20 protein-coding genes are annotated in these 21,242 nt (G+C 61.4%); 10 read left to right on the top strand and 10 right to left on the bottom strand.

The window, feature by feature from the left end; translation table 11 throughout:
• Positions 1-17: 17 nt before the first annotated feature.
• On the bottom strand, positions 18-1,814 hold the full coding sequence (locus FHT84_RS12465; protein ID WP_183762629.1) for an acyl-CoA dehydrogenase C-terminal domain-containing protein: 1,797 nt from the start codon (positions 1,812-1,814) through the stop codon (positions 18-20).
• Between the two features lie 56 nt (positions 1,815-1,870).
• Positions 1,871-2,233, bottom strand: coding sequence for a hypothetical protein (locus FHT84_RS12460; protein ID WP_183762626.1), 363 nt, complete (start codon positions 2,231-2,233; stop codon positions 1,871-1,873).
• Between the two features lie 62 nt (positions 2,234-2,295).
• Between FHT84_RS12460 and FHT84_RS12455 the strand changes: the two genes are divergently transcribed.
• From FHT84_RS12455 to FHT84_RS12445, 3 genes are all read left to right on the top strand, one after another.
• On the top strand, positions 2,296-5,964 hold the full coding sequence (locus FHT84_RS12455) for a peptidoglycan-binding protein (protein WP_183762623.1): 3,669 nt from the start codon (positions 2,296-2,298) through the stop codon (positions 5,962-5,964).
• A gap of 292 nt (positions 5,965-6,256) precedes the next feature.
• Positions 6,257-7,180 (top strand): sulfite exporter TauE/SafE family protein, encoded by a 924-nt coding sequence (locus FHT84_RS12450; RefSeq protein WP_183762620.1) that lies wholly within the window; start codon positions 6,257-6,259, stop codon positions 7,178-7,180.
• Positions 7,177-8,043, top strand: coding sequence for a TIGR02186 family protein (locus FHT84_RS12445; protein WP_246698529.1), 867 nt, complete (start codon positions 7,177-7,179; stop codon positions 8,041-8,043). The genes FHT84_RS12450 and FHT84_RS12445 overlap by 4 nt, the downstream gene beginning before the upstream one ends.
• On the opposite strand, the gene FHT84_RS12440 is transcribed toward FHT84_RS12445, so the two are convergent.
• Complete coding sequence (locus FHT84_RS12440) at positions 8,044-8,547, bottom strand: helix-turn-helix domain-containing protein (RefSeq protein WP_113249470.1); 504 nt, start codon at positions 8,545-8,547, stop codon at positions 8,044-8,046.
• Between the two features lie 111 nt (positions 8,548-8,658).
• Between FHT84_RS12440 and FHT84_RS12435 the strand changes: the two genes are divergently transcribed.
• Positions 8,659-9,213, top strand: coding sequence for a dihydrofolate reductase family protein (locus FHT84_RS12435; protein WP_112343766.1), 555 nt, complete (start codon positions 8,659-8,661; stop codon positions 9,211-9,213).
• Position 9,214: 1 nt separating this feature from the next.
• Here FHT84_RS12435 and pdeM read toward each other — a convergent pair whose 3' ends face one another.
• Both pdeM and FHT84_RS12425 read right to left on the bottom strand, forming a co-directional pair.
• Positions 9,215-9,952 carry a ligase-associated DNA damage response endonuclease PdeM gene (pdeM, locus tag FHT84_RS12430; RefSeq protein ID WP_183762760.1) on the bottom strand — a complete coding sequence of 246 codons (738 nt, stop codon included), beginning with the start codon at positions 9,950-9,952 and terminating at the stop codon, positions 9,215-9,217.
• A 42-nt stretch (positions 9,953-9,994) separates the two neighbouring features.
• Complete coding sequence (locus FHT84_RS12425; RefSeq protein ID WP_183762757.1) at positions 9,995-12,505, bottom strand: ligase-associated DNA damage response DEXH box helicase; 2,511 nt, start codon at positions 12,503-12,505, stop codon at positions 9,995-9,997.
• Positions 12,506-12,909: 404 nt separating this feature from the next.
• Here FHT84_RS12425 and FHT84_RS12420 point away from each other — a divergent pair, with 404 nt between their 5' ends.
• Together FHT84_RS12420 and FHT84_RS12415 are read left to right on the top strand one after the other, a co-directional pair.
• Positions 12,910-13,413 (top strand): Rrf2 family transcriptional regulator, encoded by a 504-nt coding sequence (locus FHT84_RS12420; protein WP_183762617.1) that lies wholly within the window; start codon positions 12,910-12,912, stop codon positions 13,411-13,413.
• Positions 13,414-13,443: 30 nt separating this feature from the next.
• The gene (locus FHT84_RS12415) at positions 13,444-13,905 is read left to right on the top strand and encodes a carboxymuconolactone decarboxylase family protein (protein ID WP_183762614.1); all 462 of its coding nucleotides are present in this window, start codon (positions 13,444-13,446) and stop codon (positions 13,903-13,905) included.
• 215 nt (positions 13,906-14,120) lie between these two features.
• Here the strand turns inward: FHT84_RS12415 and FHT84_RS12410 are convergent, their stop codons facing one another.
• Complete coding sequence (locus FHT84_RS12410; RefSeq protein ID WP_095433900.1) at positions 14,121-15,161, bottom strand: glutamine synthetase beta-grasp domain-containing protein; 1,041 nt, start codon at positions 15,159-15,161, stop codon at positions 14,121-14,123.
• A 445-nt stretch (positions 15,162-15,606) separates the two neighbouring features.
• On the opposite strand from FHT84_RS12410, the gene FHT84_RS12405 reads away from it, so the two are divergent.
• A complete protein-coding gene (locus FHT84_RS12405; RefSeq protein ID WP_015338743.1) occupies positions 15,607-15,798 on the top strand; it encodes a DUF2735 domain-containing protein in 192 nt (63 codons plus the stop codon).
• 9 nt (positions 15,799-15,807) lie between these two features.
• Here the strand turns inward: FHT84_RS12405 and FHT84_RS12400 are convergent, their stop codons facing one another.
• Together FHT84_RS12400 and FHT84_RS12395 are read right to left on the bottom strand one after the other, a co-directional pair.
• Complete coding sequence (locus tag FHT84_RS12400) at positions 15,808-16,443, bottom strand: YitT family protein (protein WP_183762612.1); 636 nt, start codon at positions 16,441-16,443, stop codon at positions 15,808-15,810.
• Positions 16,444-16,551: 108 nt separating this feature from the next.
• Positions 16,552-17,496 carry a methyltransferase domain-containing protein gene (locus FHT84_RS12395; RefSeq protein WP_113249473.1) on the bottom strand — a complete coding sequence of 315 codons (945 nt, stop codon included), beginning with the start codon at positions 17,494-17,496 and terminating at the stop codon, positions 16,552-16,554.
• 166 nt (positions 17,497-17,662) lie between these two features.
• Between FHT84_RS12395 and FHT84_RS12390 the strand changes: the two genes are divergently transcribed.
• The 3 genes from FHT84_RS12390 to FHT84_RS12380 are packed head-to-tail and all read left to right on the top strand — an operon-like array spanning position 17,663 to position 19,800.
• Positions 17,663-17,929: a DUF6460 domain-containing protein gene (locus FHT84_RS12390; protein ID WP_112343759.1), complete on the top strand. Its 267-nt coding sequence runs from the start codon at positions 17,663-17,665 to the stop codon at positions 17,927-17,929.
• 1 nt (position 17,930) lies between these two features.
• A complete protein-coding gene (locus FHT84_RS12385; RefSeq protein ID WP_112343758.1) occupies positions 17,931-18,434 on the top strand; it encodes a CAP domain-containing protein in 504 nt (167 codons plus the stop codon).
• 16 nt (positions 18,435-18,450) lie between these two features.
• Positions 18,451-19,800 carry an MATE family efflux transporter gene (locus FHT84_RS12380; protein WP_183762610.1) on the top strand — a complete coding sequence of 450 codons (1,350 nt, stop codon included), beginning with the start codon at positions 18,451-18,453 and terminating at the stop codon, positions 19,798-19,800.
• Here the strand turns inward: FHT84_RS12380 and FHT84_RS12375 are convergent.
• Together FHT84_RS12375 and FHT84_RS12370 are read right to left on the bottom strand one after the other, a co-directional pair.
• The gene (locus FHT84_RS12375) at positions 19,776-20,864 is read right to left on the bottom strand and encodes a quinone-dependent dihydroorotate dehydrogenase (protein ID WP_183762607.1); all 1,089 of its coding nucleotides are present in this window, start codon (positions 20,862-20,864) and stop codon (positions 19,776-19,778) included. The two genes, FHT84_RS12380 and FHT84_RS12375, sit on opposite strands and share 25 nt — an antisense overlap.
• Positions 20,861-21,217, bottom strand: coding sequence for a DUF952 domain-containing protein (locus FHT84_RS12370; RefSeq protein ID WP_183762754.1), 357 nt, complete (start codon positions 21,215-21,217; stop codon positions 20,861-20,863). The genes FHT84_RS12375 and FHT84_RS12370 overlap by 4 nt, the downstream gene beginning before the upstream one ends.
• Positions 21,218-21,242 lie beyond the last annotated feature (25 nt).

The following is a 21,242-nucleotide window of genomic DNA, read 5'->3' as shown; positions in this document are numbered from 1 at the left end:
AGCTGACGCCGCCTTGCTCAAAAGGCTTCCGCCGCCAGTTCCATCATCGTGTCGGCGCCAGTTTCGATGCGGGCCTTGCGGAGCGCCGTTTCCGGCATGATGCGCTCCATATAGAACCGCGCCGTGACAAGCTTGTTCTTCAGATAATCCTCGCGCGCGCTGTCGCCAGCCGCAAGGCCTGCCTGCGCCGCCTTGGCCATCTTTGCCCACATATAGCCGAGGACAACGAGGCCGAAGAGATGCATGTAATCAGTCGAGCCGGCGCCGGCATTGTCGGGCTTGGCCATGGCGTTCTGCATGAACCACATGGTCGCGGTCTGGACGTCGTTCAAGCCTTTCTTCAGATGCTTGGTGAAGAAAGCCATCTGCTCGTCATTGCGGTTTTCTTCGCAGAAATCGCCGATCTCCTTGAAGAGAGCCATGACGGCGCGGCCGCCGTTCAGCGCCAGCTTGCGGCCGACGAGATCGAGCGCCTGGATGCCGTTCGCGCCCTCATAGATCATGGTGATGCGGGCATCGCGGACATACTGGCTCATGCCATGCTCTTCGATGTAGCCGTGGCCGCCGAAGACCTGCTGCGCCATGACGGCATGGTCGAAGCCCTTGTCGGTCATGACGCCCTTGAGGATCGGCGTTGCGAGGCCAAGGATATCGTCGGCTGCCTGGCGTTCCTTCTCGTCCGGAGAGCGATGGGCGATATCGGATTTCAGCGCCGTCCAGAGCAGGAAGGCGCGGCCGGCCTCGTTGAAGGCGCGGATGGTCATCAGCGAGCGACGGATATCGGGATGGACGATGATCGGGTCCGCCTTCTTGTCCGGTGCCTTCGGACCAGAGAGCGAGCGGCCCTGTATGCGTTCGCGGGCATAGGCGGCGGCATTCTGATAGGCGATCTCGGCGATGGAGAGACCCTGCAGGCCGACACCGAGACGCGCCTCGTTCATCATCACGAACATGGCGTTGAGGCCCTTGTTCTCGGCGCCGATCAGGAAGCCAGTGGCCTCGTCGTAATTCATGACGCAGGTGGCGTTGCCGTGGATGCCCATCTTATGTTCGATCGCGCCGCAGGAAACCGGGTTGCGCTCGCCGAGCGAACCATCTTCCTTGACGAGGAACTTCGGCACGATGAAGAGCGAGATACCCTTGGTGCCCTCTGGTGCGCCTTCGATGCGGGCGAGGACGAGATGGACGATGTTATCCGTCATGTCGTGTTCGCCGGCGGAGATGAAGATCTTCTGGCCTGATATCTTGTAGCTGCCATCAGGCTGAGGCACTGCCTTGGTACGCAGCAGGCCGAGATCGGTGCCGCAATGCGGTTCGGTGAGGTTCATGGTGCCGGACCAGGTGCCTTCGACCAATTTCGGCAAGTAGGTCTGCTTCTGCGCATCTGAGCCGTGGACGAGGATCGCAGCGATCGCGCCCTGCGTCAGGCCCGGATACATCATCAGCGACATGTTGGCGGCGGAGGTATATTCACCGACGGCGCAGTGCAGCACGTAGGGGAGCCCCTGCCCGCCGAACTCCTCCGGCACAGCGAGACCCAGCCAGCCGCCTTCGCGATAGGCACGATAGGCCTCCTTGAAGCCCTTCGGCGTCGAGACCGTGCCATCGTCATGACGCACGCAGCCTTCCTGATCGCCGGAATAGTTGAGCGGGAAAAGCACCTCTTCCGACAACTTGGCCGCCTCGCCGACAATCGCCTCGATCATGTCGGGCGTAGCATCGGCATAGCCCGGAAGATTGTTATAGCGCTCCAGCCCGAGCACATCGTTCAGGACGAAGAGCGTATCGTTCACCGGGGCCTTGTAGACTGGCATTTCTCGAATTCCTCCAATTCGCCGCCGGACTTCAGATTCCAGCCACTGCACTATCCTTACAAAATATTGACGTTTGCGTAAACGTCAAATTTTGGACACGCGTTGAAATTTTGATGAAGATGATCGACGGGAGGACGAACGTCCACGCAATGCGGCCCCTCTCCAGCGCCTGAAAGATCCCGCCTGCTCGCAAGAATATCAGGGCGTGAGACAGCAGAACCGAAATAAAAGGTTAAGACTTCAGGCAAACTTAACGAGTTGTTTACCACGTTTCGTAAATTGTATGAGTTGAGCAGCAGTGCTTCGCGTCTATTCAACTTATCCTTCGATAGGCGCGCCGTTTTGCAGCTCGGTTTGAGGAAAGCCAATACATTTATCCCTTTCCAAATGGCGGGATGCGGGCGGTGCGGCAAAGCCACGACGTCTTCTTTCCGTCAGCATGTTGGCCCCGGGTGGTCCATAGTTCGAAGCGAGCAAAGATATGAGCGGATCGCGATCAAATCCTAACGGCACGGGCGACTGGGCATCGCTGGATGCTCTGAGCCGCACGATCGAAGGACTGGAAGCGCGCATCGAGGGGCTGATGGGCACGGCCGCCTCGCGCGATACGCGCCAGCGTGCCGTCGCCGGCTATGCACCCGCCCCGGAACGTGCCACCGCAGCCGAACGGATGCCGCAGCGCACCGAGCGCGAGCAGTTCGCCAGCCGGTCATATGAACGCCCATTGCGCAACGAAAGCGATCTTCGTGCCGATCCGCTCGCCGAAATCCGTCAGCGTCAGCGCGCGCTCGAAGCAAGCCGCGAGCGGCAGGTTCGCCGCGAAGATACGGCGCATGCCGAGCCGCAGCCGGCCCGGCGGCCGCTCGATGCTTATGCTCAACGCCAGCCGATGCGCCCTTCCGCTGAAAACTCGGTCGACATCGCGCAGGCGCTCGTCAATCTTCGTCAGGATCTGAAGCGCGACATCGCCGACAGCGTGAGCCGCGAGATCAACGCTTTGCGGGCCGAAATCCGCGATATCCGCGAGAATGCCGAGGACAAGCATTTCGTCGCCGATGTCCGCGAGGACATGGCTCGGCTCGCCAACAGCATCAATCAGCTCGCCGGCCAGCCGGAGACGGCGGGCCTGAAAGCCGAATTCGATGAGCTGCGCTCGCTGATGGACGGCCTTGCCCGCGAGGAATCGCTGCATCACGTCGAACGCCAGATCAAGGCGATCGATACGACGGGGCTGCAGGACGAACTTGTTTCACTTGCCTATCGCCTTGACGACATCAAGCAGCATCTCGGCGGCATGAACCACAGCCCGGCCGTGCAGGCGCTGGAAAACAAGCTGTTGACGATCGCGACCGCGATGGAAAGCCTCGGCTCCATGATGCAGCCACAGGATCAGGCGATGCAGCGGTTGGAAGGCCGCTTGAGCGGCCTTGCCGATCAAATCGACCTGATGGGCCGCGATGCGGCGCGACGCCAGCCTGCGGACGACCTTTCCGGCCGTCTCGAAGCGCTCGCCATGCGCATCGACGAGCTGGGCAGCGCCAAGGCGGTTGCCCGTCTCGAGGAACGGCTGGACCAGCTTTCGCATCTGATGGAGCGTTCGCAGAAGGCCGCACCGCAGCCCGAACTCGTCACCTATCTCGCCGATATCTCCCACAAGATCGATGCGCTGGAACACGGATCCATCGGCAACGTACTGGCCGACCGGCTGGATTATCTCGCTCGCCGCATCGACGAGATCGATTTCCATCCGTCCGCGCCGGCCGCAAGCCTCGACGACAGCATGGCGCGTCGCCTGGAGGGCCGCCTCTCCGACATCGCAGCCCGGCTGGAAGCGAGCACTGCCGCCCCGCCGACGGATACGCAGGCGCTGCGCAGTCTCGAAGAGCAGATCGCCCATCTCTCGACATTGCTGACGAACGAGCCAAGGTCCGTCGCCGATCACATGCCCGCCGACTTCGACCGCCGGATGAGCGCGATCGAAGATTATATGGCGACCAATGACGAATATATCATCGAGGCGGCCCGCCATGCGGCGGAAACCGTCGTCGAGGCCTATTCGCGCGAAGGCATGACGGGCAACGGCGCACAGGCCGCCGACATGTCCGCGCTGGCGGCACTTGCGGAGGACCTTCGCCATCTCGAGGATATCAGCCGCGCCAGCGACGAACGCACGCACCGCACCTTCGAGGCGCTGCACGATACACTGCTGCAGATCGCCGACCGGCTCGACCACATGGAACATCGCAGGCCGGCGCCTCCGATGCCGGCTGCGACATTCGAAAGCGACGTCTTCGCCCAAGAAGATGCGCCAGCCATAAAGCCGCCGATGGCCGCTCAGCAGCAGAAGGCCGGGCCGATCATCCGCACGGTCGCATCTGCCGAACCGGCCATCTCCTCCGAAGCCGCCGTTGCACAGGCGATCGACGCCAATACAAAGGCTGAGATCAAGGCTGCCGCCAAGAGCGGAAAGGCCAGCCTCTTCGCCAGCCTCGGCAAGCGCCTCTTCACGCCGGAAAAGGCCGAGCCGATCTTCCCGCCGGACCGCCCCGTGATCGAACAGGCGCCGTCGATCGATCCGGCCGACCTGATGCCCGGCGAAGAAGCCAACGAATTGCTGGAGCCAGGCTCCGGCGCTCCCGACATCAAGAAGATCCTCGAGCGGGTACGCGCCAGCCAGAATGCGTCGCGCAACGGAAATGCGCGTCAACCGACGGAAAACGAACGGGCCGATTATATCGCGGCAGCCCGGCGCGCCGCGCAGGCGGCAGCGATGGAAGTCGACCAGACGCAGCGCTCGGCTCCCGCCCCCAAGAAGGACGCGAAAAAAGGCGGGGCATTCTCGCGCTTCCGCCGGCCGATCCTGCTGGCCGTCGGCGCGGCACTTCTCGCCATCATGGCCTTCCCGCTGGTCAACACGCTGACGCGCGGCCACAAGGCGCCTCCGCCTGCCGAAATCTCGACGATGATCGCGCCGCCGGCCAATGCCGCCGGCAATAACATCGTGGCGGCTGCGAGCCCGGCCGCGAACAATCAGCAGCCCTCGGTCAACCAGGCTGCAGCCCCCGCAGCATCGGCCGAGGCTGTGGACACGCAGGCCGCGAGCGGCCCCGCCAATCCGGCAACTGCGCCTGCGAGCGACCACCTGACAGCAGCAGCGCCGCTCGACGGCAACCAGGTCGCAAGCGAGACCCTATCTCCTGGCGGCAGTGCAGCGCCCGCACAACAGACGGCTGCCTTCGTCCAGCCGGACAAGGCGGCCGCAGCTCCCGTCGCCATCCCGGCGGCACCCGAGATCACGGTGCCTGACGGCATCCAGCCGCCATCGCTCGTCGCGGCCGCCAAATCAGCCGATCCCGTGGCGCTCTTCGAAATCGGCGCACGCTATACGGACGGCCGCGGCGTTGCGGCCGATATGAAGCAGGCTGCAAGCTGGTATCAGCTTTCGGCCGACAAGGGTTATGCGCCCGCTCAGTACCGCCTTGCCAGCATGTACGAGAAGGGCAATGGCGTCGACCGCGACCTCGTCAAGGCCAAGCAATATTACGAGCAGGCAGCCAATCAGGGCAACGCCAGCGCCATGCACAATCTTGCCGTTCTCTTTGCTTCGGGCACGGCCGGATCTCAGGATTACGATAGCGCGGCAAGCTGGTTTACCCGCGCCGCCAATCTCGGCGTCTCCGACAGCCAGTTCAACCTCGCCATCCTCTATGCACGCGGCAACGGCCTGAAACAGGATCTGCAGGAATCCTACAAGTGGTTCGCGATCGCCGCAAAGAGCGGCGACAAGGACGCCGCCCAGAAGCGCGATGAAGTCGCCAACGCCATGAAGCCGGCCGACCTCGAAAGCGCTCGCGCCAAGGTCGACCTCTGGAAGGTGCAGCCGGCCGATGCCAAGGCCAACGGCACCGACATTCCCGACGAATGGACGACCGGCAAGGGCGTGAACACGGCCTCTATCGATATGAAGAAGGCCATCCGCAACATTCAGGCCATCCTCAACAAGAACGGCTTCGACGCCGGTGCGCCGGATGGCTCCATGGGCGACAAGACCGTGGCCGCCCTGAAAAGCTTCCAGAAATCTGTGGGGCTGCCGGCGGACGGACGGGTGACCGATCAGGTGGTCAAGGAGCTTCTGGCCCGAAACAAGTAGATTTGGGCCTCTCTTCGGAAAACAGCCAATCGATCATGCCGGCGCAATCGCGCCGGCATTTTGTTTGGCCGGTCGGAACGGCCTCATCTCGCACGCGCCGTCCACCCATGCTCTCGCAACAATGTCACAGAAATGCGGAAAAAGCCGCGTTAGACTGTGGCCGGCCATTCGAAAACTGGAACAACACGGCTTTTCCTAAGGCTCTGGCAAGGATTTCAGATTAGAATCCGCCGTTTAAAAGGGGACTATGGTTCAGGCTCGGCCATCGGCCGCCTGCAGGTGGGAACAACGCGTGACGATCTATCTGCCGATCGCAGAACTGTCGGTGAATATCCTCATTATTCTCGGCATGGGCGCCGCCGTCGGGTTTCTTTCCGGCATGTTCGGCGTCGGCGGCGGCTTCCTCATCACGCCTCTCCTGATCTTCTACAACATCCCGCCCGTTGTCGCGGTCGCCACCGGCTCCAATCAGGTCGTCGCCTCCTCGGTATCGGGCGCGCTCACGCATTTCCGCCGTGGTTCGCTCGATCTGAAACTGGGCGCGATCCTGCTTGCCGGCGGTCTGGCGGGCGCGACATTCGGCCTTTGGCTATTCGTCCTGCTGCGCCGGCTCGGTCAGATCGACCTGATCATCTCCCTGATCTACGTGGTGCTGCTCGGCACCGTGGGAACGCTGATGCTGTGGGAGAGCGTGCGGGCGATGCGCCGGGCCGCCGGCAAGCTGCCGCCGTCGACCGGCAAGCCGCGCCACCACAACTGGGTGCAGCGGCTGCCGTTGAAGCTGCGGTTCAAGAAATCCAAGCTCTATCTCAGCGCCATCCCGGTGATCGGTCTCGGCTTCTTCATCGGCATGCTGACGCCGATGGGCATCGGCGGCGGCTTCATCCTGGTGCCCGCCATGATCTATCTGCTGCGGGTGCCGACCAATGTCGTCGTCGGCACCTCGCTGTTCCAGGTCATCTTCGTGACCGCCTTCACGACAATCGTGCAGGCGGCCACCAATTATTCCGTCGATGTCATCCTGGCCTTCCTGCTGATGGTGGCGGGCGTGATCGGCGCGCAATACGGCGTGCGCGTCGGCCAGAGGCTGCGCGGTGAGCAATTGCGCGCCCTGCTCGGCCTGCTCGTCCTTGCCGTTGGCCTTCGCTTGGCAATCGCCCTGGTGGTCACGCCGGCCGAGGTCTATTCGGTCGTCATGGAAAGCGTGAGCCGATGAGAGGTTTCGGGCTGCCAGAGCATTTCCCCGCAATTCCCGCAAAACGGCTGCGCACGTTCGGGGGAATTGCCCTGGTCGCCGCACCATTGCTGCTTGCGCCGCTTGCCGGACAGGCGCAGGTGATGCTCGATCAGCCGACGACCTCGACCACGGCGCGAGAGACGATGGAAATCGGCACCTCGACGAGCGAGATTGCCATTACCTCCGACTTCACCGGCGCCGATCTGACGATTTTCGGCGCCTTGTCCAATACCGACCAGCTGCTTCTGGCGATCGGTCAATATGACATCGTCGTCGTGCTGGAGGGTCCGCGCGAAAACGCCACAGTGCGACGGAAGGAACGGGTCTTCGGCATCTGGGTCAATACCCGCTCAATGACGTTCGAGCATGTGCCGGAAGCCTATTCGCTGTCGAGCACGCGCGCCGTCGACAATATCACCACACCGCTCGAACTCAGCGATCGCGGCATTGGCGTCGAGCATATTCCGCTGACGCCGCTCGGTTTCGTCGGCAATGTCGGGGATGTTCCGGAATTCCGCAACGCCTTCCGGCGGCTGCAGAAGACAGGCGGCCTCTATGAAAGCGATCCGGCCGGCGTGCGCTTCGTCAGCTCCTCGCTGTTCAAGGCGACGCTCAGAATTCCCGCCGACGTGCCGAATGGCGTACATACGGTGCGGGCCTATCTCTTCAAGAGCGGCAAGTTCCTGAGCGAGAAATCCTTGCCGCTGCGCGTCATCAAGACCGGCATCGAACAGACCATAACCGATGCCGCGCACCAGCAGCCGATTGCCTATGGCGTCTTCTCCGTATTGCTGGCGCTCGTCACCGGATGGGGTGCGAGCTTCATGTTCCGGAAAAACTGATCAGCCGCTTTTTCGGCGGTTGACGACTTCGAGATAGGCTTCCGTCAAGCGACCAAGCACCGAGGGCGTGTCCGGCGGCAGCACCTTGCCGAGATGCTTGGCGCGCAGCTCATCCATGAAATCGTCCCAAAGCTTCTGACCGCCATCTTCCAGAAGCTCCGCCCGGATCGACAGCTCTTCCGATACCGGAAGATACTTGCGGCCCCAGGCGCCCATATGGGCGAAGAGCGGCACGAGGTCGATCGCCATTTCCGTAAGGCTGTAGACGGCCTTCTGCTTGTGGGTCGGATCATCCTCGCGCGTCAGCAGACCACGCTCGACCAGCCGCTTCAGGCGATCGGCGAGAATATTGGAGGCAATCCCCTCCTGCGACTTCTGCAGCAACTCGCGAAAATGCCGGCGATTGCCGAACATGATGTCCCTGATGACGATCAGGCTCCAGCGGTCGCCGAGAATTTCCAGCGTCAGATTGATCGGGCAGCCGGAACGATGCAGCGCGTCCATAATGATCTCCAAAAAACCACTTGCATTTTGCCATCAGTTTGACTAGCTTGCAACCACTTGCTTTTAGCAACCAGTTTTGATTATGGTGCAGTTGTCACGTTGGAGGAAATGATGAGAAAGCTTGTTATCTGGAATCTTATGACGCTTGACGGCTATTTCGAAGGAACCAAGCCCTGGGATCTTGATTTTCATATGCTCGCCTGGGGCGACGAGCTGGAGAATTATGCGAAAGATCTCGGCAAGGAAGGCGATCTGCTGATCTTCGGCCGCAAGACCTATGAAGGCATGGCCGCCTATTGGTCGACCGCGACGGAAACGCCCGACATCGCCGCCTATATGAACGGAATCGCCAAGATCGCCGCCTCGCGGACGCTCGACAAGGCGGAGTGGAACAATACCCGCGTCGTCAACGACATTGTCGCTGAAGTGAAAAAGCTGAAGGAAGAACCCGGTAAGACCATGTTCGTCTTCGGCAGCGCCGAGGTAACAGATGCGCTGCTCAAAGCGGGGCTGGTGGATGAGCTTAGGATCTGCCTCGTTCCTGTCGTGCTGGGCTCCGGCAATCCGCATTTCAAACCGGCATCCGAACAGCTGCCGATGAAGCTCATCGACTCCACGCCTCTCAAGACCGGAGCTGTCATCCTGCGTTACGAGCCGTTGAAGTAACTTAGGCCGAGAGATTGCCGAACCGCACAGAATAGATGCGGTCACGGCCGAGCAGGTGCGCAATCAGGCTCTCCCGCTCGAAGAGGCCGGCCATCGCCTTGTGGCGAAGATCGAGGCCACCGGTCATCACGCCGAAGGCAGGCATCAGCAGACGGGCGCCATCCGTTGCAAAGCACGGACGGCGCACCGATTTCTCGCGGCGCCGAACGGTGGCCGAGGGATGCAGATGGCCGGCAATTTCGCCGGCCTGCAAACCCGCCTTCGGCTCATGGCGGAACGTCAAACCAGCGTAATGCATCTCATCGACCGAGTGCCCCGGCAGATCGACCGTACCGTCCGGATCGTGATTGCCGTTGATCCAGATCCATTCGCGGCCGCGGGCCATGTTGACGATCAGGCTGCGAAACGCTTCCGGCAGATGCTGTGAACCGACCCGATCGTGGAAATTATCACCAAGCGACACCACGAGTTTCGGATCGTAGCGTGCGATGGCAGCGGAAAGAACGGTCAGTGTCGCCAGCGTATCGTAAGGCGGCAGCAGCATGCCGCGACGGGCGAAGGCCGCTCCCTTTTCCAGATGCAGATCGGAGACGACGAGAATGCCGGCATCCGGCAGATAAAGCGCACCCATCGGATCGCAGACGGCGGCGACACCTTGAACGACGGTCTCGACGCCCGACGCACTGGCTGCGCCGTTGCCTTGAGCATTCATATCTCGCGCTAGCGCTAGGCGGTTCATCACCTTTAACAATCTACCTTCGTCGTCTGCCTTGCGGCATCCCTATTCCATCGCCTCGCGGATCAAATCGTCGGCCGCTTCAGCAAGCAGGGAATCGTGGGCCTCGCCCGGCACCGGCACCTTGCCGATCTCCAGCATCACCGGCACGGCGAGCGGGGAAATATGGTCCAGCGCGCGATGGGTGATATGGCCCTTGATTCGCTTCAGCATATCCGCAAGTCGTCCAATATCCAAAAGCCCGGTCGCAGCATCCTGCCTCGTCGCCTGCAGTAAGATGTGGTCCGGCTCATGGCTGCGCAGCACATCATAGATCAGATCGGCCGAAACGGTCATTTGCCGGCCGGTCTTTTCCTTGCCCGGATGCCGGCGCTCGATCAAACCGGCAATCACGGCGCAATTGCGGAAGGTGCGCTTCAAAAGAAAGGATTCATCGAGCCAGGCTTCGAGATCGTCGCCGAGCATATCCTCGTCGAAGAGATCGGAGAGGCTGAGATGGCCGTTGGCGATCATCAGTCCCATATCCTCCAGCCCCCAGATGCCAAGGGAATAATCGGTCGCGACGAAGCCCATGGGCTTGGCACCGGCGCGCTCCAGCCTTCGGGTCAGCAGCATGCCGAGCGTCTGGTGCGCCAGCCTTCCCTCGAAAGGATAGGCGACCATGTAAGCACGGCTGCCGCGCGGGAAAGTCTCGATCAGAAACTCATCGCGCTTCGGCAGGAGCGATTTCTCGTTCTGAATTTCCAGCCAGTCGCGCACCTGATCCGGCAGACGGTGGCGCCGGTCGGGATCGGCAATCATCGCCCGCACCTGATCGGCGAGGTATGTGGAAAGCGGAAACTTGCCGCCGGCATAGGAGGGAATTTTCGGATCCAGCGAGAAAGCCTGCGAGGCCAGGCATTCGCTCTCGCGGATGCCTTCGAAGCGCAGAACCTTGCCGGAAAACAGGAAAGTATCGCCGGGCGAGAGCTGCTCGACGAAATATTCCTCGACCTTGCCGAGCGGAGCGCCGCCTCTTCCAAGCGAGCCCAGCGCGTTGCGTTTCACCAGGCGGATATTCAGCATCGCCTCTTCGACGATCGTGCCGAGATTCAACCGGTACTGCTGGGCGACTTGCGGATTGGAGACGCGCCAGCGCCCATCCGCCGTCTTGCGGATGCGGGCATAGCGCTCATAGGTTCGGAGCGCATAGCCGCCGGTGGCGACGAAATCGACGATGCGCTCGAAGGTCTCCCAGGAAAGCTCGGCATAGGGCGCCGCACTCTGAACCTCGTCGTAAAGCTCCAGCATATCAAAGGGCTCGGCGCAGGCCATGCCGAGCACATGCTGGGCAAGCACGTCGAGCGCACCGGCGCCGATCGGTGGCGTATCCTGCGCGCCGGTATAATTGGCATCAAGCGCTCCCTGGCATTCCATGACCTCGAAGCGGTTGGCCGGCACGAGGATTGCCTTCGAGGGTTCATCCATGCGGTGGTTGGCGCGGCCGATGCGCTGGGCAAGGCGGCTTGCGCCCTTGGGCGCACCGACATGGATGACGAGATCGACATCGCCCCAGTCTATGCCGAGATCGAGTGTGGAGGTGGCGACGACGGCGCGCAGCCGGTTCTCCGCCATGGCGGCCTCCACCTTGCGGCGCTGGCCGACATCGAGCGAGCCGTGATGCAAGGCGATCGGCAGATTGTCGTCATTGGCCGACCACAGCTCCTGAAACAGCATTTCGGCCTGCGAGCGCGTGTTGACGAAGAGCAGCGTCGTGCGATGCGCCTTCAGCTCGCGATAGATATCGGGGATCGCATATTTGGCGGAGTGGCCAGACCAGGGGATACGCTCTTCCGTCGCAAGGATCGAGATATCCGGCTTGGCGCCACCCTCGACAATGACGAGGCCGGCGTGGCGCTCTTCCCGCGGCTCTTGCGCCACCAGCCATTTCTGCAGGTCCATGGGATCGGCAACGGTCGCCGAAAGGCCGATGGTTTGCACATGCGGCGCCAGCTTGCGGATGCGGGCAAGGCCGAGGGACAGCATATGACCGCGCTTGGAGGTGACGAGCGAATGCAGCTCATCGAAGATGATGTATTTCAAATCCTTGAAGAAGCGCTCGGCTTCGCGATTGGCGAGCAACAGCGCGACCTGCTCCGGGGTCGTCAGCAGGATATCCGGTGGATTGAGCTTCTGCCGCTGGCGCTTGCCGCTTGGCGTATCGCCCGTGCGGTTCTCGACCGTGACAGGCAGCCCCATTTCGGAAACGGGCTTCATCAGGTTGCGCTCGATATCGACCGCAAGCGCCTTCAGCGGCGAAATGTAGAGCGTATGAATGCCGGTGAAGGCCGAACCGGGCGGGATCTTGCCGCGCCGGGTGATATCCGTCAGCGACGGCAGGAAGCCGGCGAGCGTCTTGCCGGCGCCGGTGGGCGCAATCAGCAACGTGCTTTCACCCGCTTCGGCGCGGGCCAGCAATTCCAACTGATGCGCACGCGGCTGCCAGCCCTTTTCCGCAAACCAGCGGGTGAAGGGGGCAGGCAGGGCAACAGGGGGCTTCGGCTCGATCTGGTCCACGGGGTTCAATGTAATGAATATGCGGCGGATGAGAAGCCGGGGAGGATGGTGAAGCACAAGGATGGGCCGCACGTTCTTTTACCAAGGCCGCCTTAGGCCCATTGATTTCCCCACACGCCGTCATCCTCGGGCTCGACCCGAGGATCCAGACACAAGCACTTCCGATTGGTGCCTAAATCTCTCAAAGGCAATGATCGATATCCCCTCGTCGGCCACAGCCCATGATTACTAGGCTTGGGCGTGGATCCTCGGGTCGAGCCCGAGGATGACGGAACCCTTCTTCCGGCAGCTGCAATAACCAGAAATTTCGCGCTCATTCGCCCAGCAACAACTCTGTCGCATTCCCTACTTGACTCCTATCATAATCATAGATAAAAAATATCCATGATTTGAAAGGCACCAAAATGAAGCTCGGAGACGGCGTCGAACAATCCATCCATTGCGTTGCCATGCTGGCGGGATTGTCCGATGGTGGCGTGCTTTCGGCTGCGGCGCTTGCCGAATTTCACGGCGTTTCGGTCAGCTATCTTCTGAAGCATCTGCAGGCGCTTTCGGGCGCCGGCATTCTCGATACCGTGCCGGGGCCGAAGGGTGGCTATCGGCTGGCGTGCAAGCCGGAGGAGATCACCCTTCTCGATATCGTGCTGGCGGCAGAAGGCCCCGCACCAGCCTTCCGCTGCGCGGAAATCCGCCAGCGCGGCCCGAACCCGCTGGAGGGGCGCTACTTCGCCAAGCCCTGTGGCATCAACGCCGCCATGCTGGCGGCCGAGCGCGTTTATAGGGCCGAGCTGGCCAAAACGAGCATCGCCGACGTGCTGACCGACCTCAGGCAGACGGATACGGACGGCGGCATCGCTGCGAGAGGCTGCGCCTTTCTTGAGCTGCATGAACGCAGGACCAAAAACTGAACCTCAAATTCAAACCCAAGGAGAAGACCCATGCATCCGCGTTTCAACTTCGCCAAAGCCTCCCCCGATTCCTACAAGGCTGTCGTCGCGCTGGAAAACTTCGTCCAGAGCAGCGGCCTCGAGCGCCGCTTCATCCACCTGATCAAGCTCCGTGCTTCGCAGATCAACGGCTGCGCCTATTGCGTCGACATGCACTCGAAGGAAGCCCGCCACGATGGCCTGAGCGAACAGTGGATCAACCTGATGTGCGTCTGGTGGGAATCGCCTGTTTATGACGACCGCGAGCGTGCCCTGCTCCGCTGGGTCGATTCCGTCACCAAGATCGCCCAGACCGGCATTCCGGATGCCGATTTCGAACCGCTGAAGCAGCATTTCAGCGAAGAAGAGATCGTCAAGATCACGGTGGCGATCGGCACGATCAACATCTGGAACCGCCTCGCCGTCGGCTTCCGCTCGCAGCATCCGGTGGATGCGGCCAGCAAGGCTGCTTGAGTCTGGTTTTTCTGAGCGTGGTGTCCGCCTGACCTCCCGCACAGTCCGTCATCCTCGGGTCAAGCCCGAGGATGACCGTGTATGGGGTTGGCAGTGGGGCCCACGAGACGCTGGGCGGTGACTGCCATTTGATAACCCCAAAACGAAAAACGCGGAGCCGAAGCCCCGCGTCATTATTGGTTGTCCCATGCTTGGCAAGCCAAGCATGAAACCTATCAGGCAGCGACCGAGCCGAAGCCAGCCGTCGGAACTTCCGAGATGGTCTTCAGGACCTGCGAAGCGATCTGGTAGGGGTCGCCTTGCGAGTTCGGGCGACGATCTTCGAGGTAGCCCTTGTAGTCGTTCTTGATGAACGAGTGCGGAACGCGGATCGAGGCGCCACGGTCGGCAACGCCGTAGGAGAACTTGTTCCACGGTGCCGTCTCGTGCTTGCCGGTCAGACGCATGTGGTTGTCCGGGCCGTAGACAGCGATGTGGGCTTCGAGGTTCTTGTCGAACTGAGCCATCAGCGCTTCGAAATAGGCCTTGCCGCCGACTTCGCGCATGAACTTGGTCGAGAAGTTGCAATGCATGCCCGAACCGTTCCAGTCGGTATCGCCGAGCGGCTTGCAGTGGAACTCGATGTCGATGCCATACTTTTCGCACAGACGCAGCAGCAGGTAGCGTGCCATCCAGATCTGGTCGGCTGCCTTCTTGGAGCCCTTGCCGAAAATCTGGAATTCCCACTGACCCTTGGCCACTTCGGCGTTGATGCCTTCGTGGTTGATGCCGGCTTCGAGGCAGAGGTCGAGGTGTTCTTCAACGATTTCGCGGGCGACATCGCCGACGTTCTTGTAGCCGACGCCGGTGTAGTAGGGACCCTGCGGAGCCGGGTAGCCGGATTCCGGGAAGCCGAGCGGACGGCCGTCCTTGTAGAAGAAGTATTCCTGCTCGAAACCGAACCATGCGTCTTCATCGTCGAGGATGGTCGCGCGGCTGTTGGACTCGTGCGGTGTGACGCCATCGGGCATCATGACTTCGCACATGACGAGAGCGCCGTTCGTACGGGCCGGGTCCGGATAGATAGCGACGGGCTTCAGCACGCAATCAGAGCTGCGGCCTTCGGCCTGCATCGTCGACGAACCATCGAAGCCCCAAAGCGGAAGCTGCTCGAGCGTCGGAAATGCGTCGAATTCCTTGATCTGCGTTTTACCGCGCAGGTTCGGTACCGGGGTGTACCCGTCGAGCCAGATGTACTCGAGCTTATATTTCGTCATTACGCACCTCATAACAGTTAATCAGGCGAAGTAGGAAAAACTTGCCCGGCGCGCCCGCCGGAAAATTCCTCACTACGAACGGCTGCCAAGAGAGATGCATGTGCCGTGCCAGATCGCATCGACACCCGGCTCGTCAGGCGAGTTTTTTATGATTCAGCCATATTCGGGCAAGATTTCCCGCTACCAAACATCGGATTCTTTTCAAATCACCGCCGTGGCTCCATTCGAGCTGCCAAAATGTCGCAGGCTCGGCCCGCCCCCTAAACGGATTGTAAAATCGGCAGATCAAAGAAACGGCATTCACCGCCTCATCTTCTAATTGCCTATAATTTCATCATTTAGCATTTTTTTTAAGCGGAATGGTGATATTTGCCTTCGGCTTTGCTATATATGAGCTGTCTCTTGAAGCGCGCCCGCTTGAACACCAAAAAGGGAGAGACAACGAATGGCAATCGGTACTCGGCACGAAACAGCAAAGATCTATCAGTTTCCCGTCACGGCACGCCCCACGGCGCTCAGCCAGCGTCCGAAGGTGAACCTCACTCCGGATATCGGCCCGTCTATTGCGACGGCCGCATTCGACAGCTGGTATCACGAAGCCGCGATCGTCGAATCCGACGAGACCCGCAAGCAATAGGCTTCAGCTTTACAGCGCTATATAGCGATCCGAGCGATGATTGATCGCGACGAAGAGGTTGAGCGCGATTGCGCCGATCACCGAGCAGATGACCACAAAGGGCGTGGTCACCGCAAAAGCGACTGCGAGCACGCATAGGTCGATCGCAAGCTGCACCAGCCCTGCCCTGATGCCGAAACGTTCCTGCAGGTAAATCCCCAGAATCCCGACGCCGCCGAGGCTTGCCCGATGGCGATAGAGCGCGAGCAGCCCGAAGCCGAGCAGAATGCCGCCGAGCACCGCCGACCAGAGCGCGTTGATATGCGCGACATCGAAAAGCAGCGGCTGCAGGTTGGTCAGCAGCGAGGTCAGCGCGATGGCGATGAAGGTCTTGACGGTGAAGACCGGGCCGAGCTGCTTCAGAGACAGATAGAAGAACGGCAGATTGACCACAAAGAAGGCCAGGCCGAAATTCACGCCGATCGCGTAATGCAGCAGGAAAGCGATGCCGGCGGTGCTGCCGGTCAGAAGGCCGGCGCTTGAAAGGCAGAACAGCCCGAGCGAGGAAATCAGGCTGCCGGAGATGATGCCCTGAACATCCTCGATCCACGAATGCCGGGTCGCGGACGTATTCCAGATACCAAATGCGCTCTTTGCGTTTGCCATGTGATTTCCCCTGGGTTTCAAGGCTTTTTTGCTGAAATCTCAGGCGACAATCAAGCGAAAATACGTAAGCAATGCTGACCTATTTCAAATTCGCAAGATTCGAAATCATCAGGCCGATTTCCGAGTAATGAACAGAATGCCGTGGACCGGTTTTCCGCCATCCATGCGAATGACGCTGCGGACGAGATCCAGCACCGTAAAGCCGTGAGCGGCCAAAATCTGCCTGACATAGGCTTCCGAATGGGCAAACCGCAGGGAATCGCGCAGCACATAGCCGTCCGGCTGCTCCGCATCCTCGACCGAAAAGGCGAAGACGGCGCCATCGGCCGCGAGCCTGCGGACGATCGCCATCACGCCTTGCAGATTGCCGAGATACATCAGCACATCGGCAGCGGTGATCAGATCGGCGCGGCCGGCTTCAAACTCGGCATCGAAAACGCCTGACAGATCCGGCTCCAGCGACAGATCGGCCTGGCCAAGATGATTGTAGACATGCTTTTCCGCTGCTTTGGCGAGCATGCCGTTCGACAGATCGTAGCCTTCCAGCCGATCGACGCGGGCGCGGATTTCCGGCCCGAGCAGGCCCGTGCCGCAGCCGAGATCGACGGCGAGACGGAAATGTTTCGAGATATCGGCCGTTCCGGCAATCAACTCCGCCAGCTTGCCGGGCACGCTATAGCCGAGCTTCTCGACCAGCGAGGTTTCGAAGCGATCGGCATAGTCATCGAACAGCCGCTCGACATAGAGGCTCGGCGGCCGGCCGGGCACCTCGGCGCCGCCGAGAACCGCAAGCTTCAGGCGCGCGCCGAAGACGTCGCCCTCATCAAGCACCAGCACCTCCTTCAGCGCTGCGATGGCACCGGATGCATCGCCGGCCTTCTCACGATAGGTCGCAAGCGTGAACCAGCCCGCCGCCCAGCGCGGCACCAGCTCCAGCGCCTGCTCCATCAGCTCGGCGGCACTCGCCGGCTCGCCGCTCTCGGCAAGCATCTTCGCATAGTCGGCACGGCGGTCGGCAATGACATCGCCGGAGGAAAGCTGGCTCGGCAGCATCGGTTTCATCCTGTTAGACGCTCGCCTTTGAACGCGGCCACAAAAAAACTCAAGTCCTATTTCAGGCAGAGGCTTGTTTGAGGCGCGCGCCTGGCAAAAGTGCTTGCGAGTCGCAGGCCCCGGCCCTATCTCAGGCACCACCGACTGCCATCATGGAGACGTCTGCATGTCCGATCAGGTGAACAGATTCCTTGGGGACTCGCCCGGCCGCACGCTGGTGAAGCTCATCATCGTGTCGCTTGTCGTCGGCTTCGTGATGAAGTTCTTCGGCTGGCGACCGCTCGATTTCCTCTATGGCGTCCGCCGCTTCCTGCTCGATCTCTGGCACAGCGGCTTTGCCGCGCTTGGCGAATTCGGCGATTATGTGCTGCTCGGCGCATCCATCGTCATTCCCATCTTCATCATACTTCGTTTGTTCAACTACCGCCGCTGACATGACCTCCCAGACACTGACCTGCACGCGCCGCGATGCGCTGCGCCTCGCCGCTCTTGCGCTCACCGCATCCGTCGCAAGCTGCGCCACGCCGCCAGCCCGCGTTTCCAATATTCCGGCCAGCGACGAAACCGCCTCTGCCTTGCCGCTCGTCAATGCGCTGCGCGCCAAGAATGGCCTGCCGCCGTTGAAGATCGATACCGCCGCTAGCACCGCCGCCGTCTATCAGGCGCGGCGCATGGCCAATGCCGGCAAGATGGAGCACCTGATCGGCATCGGCGACGATTTCGGCAAGCGCGTCAAGGCAAGCGGCGTCAAGCTGCCGGCGGCCGAGAACATTGCCGAGGGCCAGCGCGACGTGAGCGCCGCGGTGACGGCCTGGATCAATTCGCCGAAGCATTTGCACAACATGCTCGGCAAATATGACGGCCTTGGCGTCGCTCTTGCCTATGCTCCCTCTTCCGGTGACAGGCCCTATTGGTCCATGGTGCTGTCCTCGAACTGATGAGGCGTAAGGCGACATGGATATTCAGCAGAGGAGCGTAAGGGTCCTGCCCTTCGACGTAACGCATCGGCTGGTGCTGTCGATCGCTATTCCGATGACGCTGGGCTTCATGACGACGCCACTGCTCGGTCTCGTCGACACGGCTGTCGTCGGCCATCTCGGACAGCCGGATGCATTGGCGGGGCTCGCCATCGGCGCAGTGCTGTTCGACCTCCTCTTTGCCAGCTTCAACTTCCTGCGCGCTTCCACGACGGGCCTCACCGCTCAGGCCTATGGGCGCCACGACCGGCACGAGCAGCAGGCTGTCTTCTGGCGTGCCCTGATCTCAGCGCTCGGCTGCGGCATCCTGATCGTCATTCTTTCGCCGCTGCTGCTCTGGCTCGGCATCAAGCTGATGGGGCCGCAAGGCGGCATTGCCGATGCGACGCGCACCTATTTCTCCATCCGCATGCTGTCGGGACCGGCGGCGCTTGCCAATTACGCGCTGCTCGGTTTCGTGCTCGGCCGCGGCCAGGGCCGCGTAGGGCTCTTGCTGCAGACCGTCATCAACGGCGTCAACATCATGCTCGCCATCCTGCTCGGGCTCTATCTGGGCTGGGGTGTGGCGGGTGTGGCCTGGGGTACCCTGATCGGCGAGGCGAGCGGCATGCTGCTCGGGCTTTTCATCGTGCTGCGCAGCTTTGCCGGCGAGGAACGCCCGCCGCGCGCGGAGCTGCTCTCGCGTACAAAGCTCACGCAGCTTTTCGCGCTCAACCGCGATATCCTGATCCGCACCTTCGTGCTGATTGCCGCCTTCACGCTGATGACGCGTATCGGCAACAGCTTCGGCGCCGTCATGCTGGCAGCCAATGCGGTGCTGATGAACTTCTTTCTGCTGTCGGGCTATTATCTCGACGGGCTCGCGAACGCAGCCGAGCAGATCACCGGACGCTCGATCGGCGCCAACTACCGTCCAGCCTTCGAGCGCGGGCTGAAGCTGACCGGGCTCTGGTCCTTCGGGCTGGCGCTTGCCGCCGCCATCTTCTTCGTCACCGTCGGACCGGCACTGATCCGCCTGCTGACCACCTCGGAGGAGGTCCGCACTGCTGCCGGAACCTATCTGCCTTGGGCTGCGATCACCGGCTTGACCGGGGCGCTCGCCTTCCTGATGGATGGGGTCTTCATCGGTGCCACATGGTCGCGAGAGATGCGCAACAAGATGCTGCTGTCGTTCGGCGGCTATCTCATAGCACTCGCCGTCTTCGTGCCGACGCTTGGCAATCACGGCCTGTGGATGGCCATGAACGCCTTCCTGCTGTTTCGCGGCATCTTCCTGGCCATGGGACTGAAGAAGCGGGCGGATCAGACGTTCCGGTTCGCCCAGTAATCCAGCCTGGCGTCGCGCAGGTCGCGGATCGAGCCGGCGCGCTCGCGATCGAGCAACTTCGAGAGATCCGCCACGATGCGGCCCGGTAATCCCGGGCCTTCATAGACCATGCAGGAATAGAGCTGCACGAGATCGGCCCCGGCCTTGATCTTCTCCAATGCGGTCTCCGCCGAGGAAACGCCGCCGACGCCGATGATCGGCAGCGCGGCACCCACACGGCGGCGCATCTTGGCGAGTACCACGGTCGATTTTTCGAAGACCGGTTTGCCGGAAAGGCCGCCTGCCTCCTTGGCCTGCCGCTGATCCTTCAATCCGTCGCGCGATAGCGTGGTGTTGGAGACGATCAGGCCATCAAGCGCATGGGACAAGGCTTCGGCGGCGATATCGTCCATACCCTCTTCGGTGAGATCCGGAGCGATCTTGAGGAAGACGGGAATGCGCTTGCCGGCCTTCGCCGCTTCCTCGTCGCGCGCGGCAAGCACGGCCGACAACAGGGCGGACAGGCTTTCGCGCGCCTGCAGGTCGCGGAGACCCGGCGTATTCGGCGAGGAGATATTGGCGGTGAAATAGCGCGCGACGGAACAGAAGCAGCGGATGCCGGCAACATAATCGGCGATACGGTCGGCGCTATCCTTGTTGGCACCGATGTTGACGCCGATGATGCCGTTGCGGCGGATCGCCTTGAGGCGCTGGAACGCCGCTTCATGGCCCTCATTGTTGAAGCCGAGGCGGTTGATGACGCCTTCGTCTTCGACCAGGCGGAAGATGCGCGGACGTGGGTTGCCCGACTGCGCCTTCGGCGTCACGGTGCCGATCTCGGTAAAGCCGAAACCGAGTTTCAGCAATGCCTCCGGCACTTCGGCATTCTTGTCGTAGCCGGCGGCCATGCCGATCGGGTTGGTGAAATCGAGCCCAGCCACGGTCTGACGCAGGCGGGGATCGGCTTTGACGCTACAGGATGGCACCAGCCCCGACTTCAGCGCCGCTATCGACATGCCATGCGCAGTTTCCGGATCGAACAGGAACAGGCCGCGCCGGCCGAGGTCGCGAAAGGCGCCGATCATTCCGCCATCTCCGGAAAGAGGTGAGCGCCATCGTCGCCAATCGGCAGCGGCTTTTCCCAGAGCACGGCCGAAAGCGGCAGCGGCGCGTAGAGATGCGGGAAGAGATCGCCGCCGCGCGAGGGTTCGAACGCCAGCTTGTCGCCGAGCGCGTCGCCGTCCACCGCCACCAGCAGCAAGCCGGTCTGTCCGGCGAAATGGCGCACGGCCGTCTCTCTTGCTTGCTTCGCGGTGGAGAAATGAATGTAGCCATCGGTCAGATCGATCGCCGCGCCATGAAAAACACCGGTTTGTCTGGCTTGCTGCCAGAGCGCATCCGGCACGATCTTGTAAACCACTGGCATGGCGATCATCATCCCTCTGTAAAGCTGTGCTGATAGG

The sequence above is a fragment of the Rhizobium sp. BK289 genome (assembly GCF_014193575.1).
Classification (GTDB): domain Bacteria; phylum Pseudomonadota; class Alphaproteobacteria; order Rhizobiales; family Rhizobiaceae; genus Rhizobium; species Rhizobium tropici_C.
Note: the sequence above shows the minus strand (reverse complement) of the source record. Positions and strands in the feature narration are given on the sequence as shown.